At 73.5% G+C, this 2,785-nt stretch carries 2 protein-coding genes; both read right to left on the reverse strand.

Going from position 1 to position 2,785, the window contains the following annotated elements:
* Positions 1-75 precede the first annotated feature (75 nt).
* Complete coding sequence (locus tag ABT116_RS41940) at positions 76-867, reverse strand: S1 family peptidase (RefSeq protein ID WP_351645638.1); 792 nt, start codon at positions 865-867, stop codon at positions 76-78.
* Between the two features lie 202 nt (positions 868-1,069).
* The coding region (locus ABT116_RS41945) for a helix-turn-helix transcriptional regulator (RefSeq protein WP_351645640.1) at positions 1,070-2,785 on the reverse strand (1,716 nt) is incomplete at its 5' end.

The following is a 2,785-nucleotide window of genomic DNA, read 5'->3' on the forward strand; positions in this document are numbered from 1 at the left end:
GTTGCGGGCCGCTCGTGGAGGCCCGCAACGCCCCCTGGTCTTTCACCTGAGGGGTACTCAGGAGCTAGGAGGTGGTCAAGAGTTGACCTGGGTCGTGACCAGGTTGGAGAAGGTGGTCAGGCGGGTGTAGACACCCGGGTAACCGGCCTGGGCGCAGCCTTCGCCCCAGGAAGTGATGCCTGCCAGGACGCCCCCGATGAGCAGGGGGCCGCCGCTGTCGCCCTGGCAGGTGTCCACGCCGCCGGAGGTGTATCCGGCGCACACCATGTCGCTCTGCACGAAGTCGGAGCCGTAGGAGCTCCCGCAGCTGGAGTCGGACACGGTCGGTACGGTCGCGGTACGCAGCTGGTTGGAGGAGCTGCCGTTCGAGGCGGTGGTGCCCCAGCCGAGGATGCGGGCGGTGGTGCCGGCCGCGTACACCGAGGTCTGGGAGGCGGAGACATACTTCGCCGGGGTGTACGGCATCGACGTCGACAGCGTCAGCACGGCCACGTCGTCACCGTTGGTGGCGTCGGTGTAGCTCGGGTGGATCCATATCTTGCTGACTCTGCTGACCGTGCCGTTGGTGCCGTTGCGGTAGGTGCGGCCACCGACGACGCGCACGCTGCTCGTGGTCTCGCCGACCATGCAGTGCGCGGCGGTGACGACCTTCGTGGGCGAGACCAGCGTGCCGCCGCAGAACTGGTTCTGCGAGGCGTCCGTGATCTGCATGACGAACGGGTAGGCGGACGCCGTGGTCGTGGTGCCCCCGACGATCGGCTGGGGTGCGGCGACGGCCGAGGGGGCGGCGAGCAGCGCGGTCGTGGCGGCGGCGGCGGTCGCGACGGCGACGGCGGCGGCCTTCTTGGCAGCGTTGAGCCCGAACATGGGTCTCCTTGGGGAGTTGCCGGTGGGGGGTCGCGCGGGTGCTGAGAACGGGGACCCTGACACCTTTGTTCGGATCTCCGTGTGCCCGGCGAGCGGCACGCCCCAAAGCTAGAGCCCCGCGGGGAGCGCCCCCAATGAGGGAACCCCCTAAGGGAGTTGGGCAGGGATAACCCTCGGTCCGGCGCCGTAAACCCAGGTGGGGTCAGGTCGTGCGGCGGCCCGCCGCCAGCCGGACGATGTCCACGCGGGAGCGGATCCCGAGCTTGCGGTAGACCCGGGTGAGGGTCGCCTCGACGGTCTTGACGCTGATGAACAGGCGCGCCGCGATCTCCCGGTTGGTCGCGCCCTCCATCACCAGCGAGGCGACCTGACGCTCCATCGCGGCGAGCCCCTCCAGCGCGTCCAGGGCGACGGGCGGCGCGGCGGCGGGCGGTTCCACGGCGGCGGGACCGGCCGTGGCGGCGGCGTCGACCTGCCGCAGCCAGGGCAGCGCGCGGCAGCGCCGGAACAGCCGCGCGGCCTCGTCGTACGACGCCGGCCCCGGCAGGGGCCTCGCGCCGGTGCGGGTGGAGGCGGCGGCCTGGGCGCGCAGGCGGGCCAGCGCGAAGGCGGCCCGGGCCTCCTCCAGCCCGTACCCGAGCCGGCCGAGCCGGTCCTGCACGGACGTCAACCGGACGACGGCGGCCTCGTGTTCGCCCCGTGCCGCCCGCACCAGCGCCTCGGCCCGGTCCAGGACGGCCAGCACGCTCTGCCGGCCCAGCCGCAGCGCGTGCGCCCGGGTCGTGTCGATGACGTCCTGGGCCTCACCCGGCTCCCCGATGCGGACCAGGGCCTCGGCGAGGTCACCGTGCCAGCGCCCGCGCCCGGGGTCGTTGATGCCGAGGCCCTGCTCCAGCTCCCGCACCCGGCGCAGCGAACGGACGGTGGCGGCCGGGTCGCCGGCCACCAACTGGGCGTAGCCCAGCGCCGCGAGGGCCCGCGACAGGTACATCTGGTCGCCGTCGACCTCGGCGTGGTCCGCCGCCTCCCGGGCGAGGGCCAGGGCCCGGTCGACGTCCCCGGCCGAGGCCTCCGCGAGGGAGGCGAGCATGGCCGAGGCGCCTTCGCCGATCCCGGAGTCCCGGGCCAGCCGCAGACTCTCGCGGGCCAGGTCCAGGGCCCGGCCGCAGTGCCCGGAGCGCAGTTCCGTGTCGGCGAGGAAGCGCAGGAAGTGCACCTCGCTCTCGACCATGCCGCGCCGGCGCACCTCGCGCAGCAGCGCGGTGATGGTCGCCCGCGCCTCGGGCAGCTGGTCGCTCATGATCAGCCAGCGGAACCGGGCCGACCCGGCGCCGTTGTGGTGGCAGGCCACGTAGGGGTCCTGGGGTTCCTTCAGGGCCCGTTTGACGGTCACGGGGGCGTCCGGGTGCCCCATCAGCGTCTCGGTCGAGGCCTGGAAGGACAGCGCCATCAGCTCGGTGCGCCGGTCTCCGCCCCGGGCGGCCAGCTCCGCCGCGTGCGCGGCCTCCTGGCGGGCCTCGGCGAAGTCGCCCTCGACGACCAGGCCGCGCCAGGCCAGCTGGTAGTGGACCTGGGCGAGGAGGCACGGGTCGTCGCCCGCGTCGGCCAGGACCTGCGGGAAGACGGCGTCGACCTCGCCGAGGGCCTGCCCGGCCGCCTCGATGACCACCATCCAGGCCCGGACCCGCTCGGCGGGCACGGTGGCACGCGTCAGTACGTCGCGTGCGATGTCCCGGGCGAGATCGGCCTCGCCGGCGGTGATCGCGTCCTCCGCGGCCAGCAGACGCCGCTCGTCGGGGCCGGGGGTGCTGTCCGCCGGGGTGTGGACCAGGCCACCTGCTAGACCGGGTCCTCTTGAGTGGGCAGCAGGTGTTACGCCGTGATGAGCTGGGATAGCTCGTCGAACTTCCTGAGCATG

The sequence above is a fragment of the Streptomyces sp. NPDC002130 genome (assembly GCF_040296465.1).
Classification (GTDB): Bacteria; Actinomycetota; Actinomycetes; order Streptomycetales; family Streptomycetaceae; genus Streptomyces.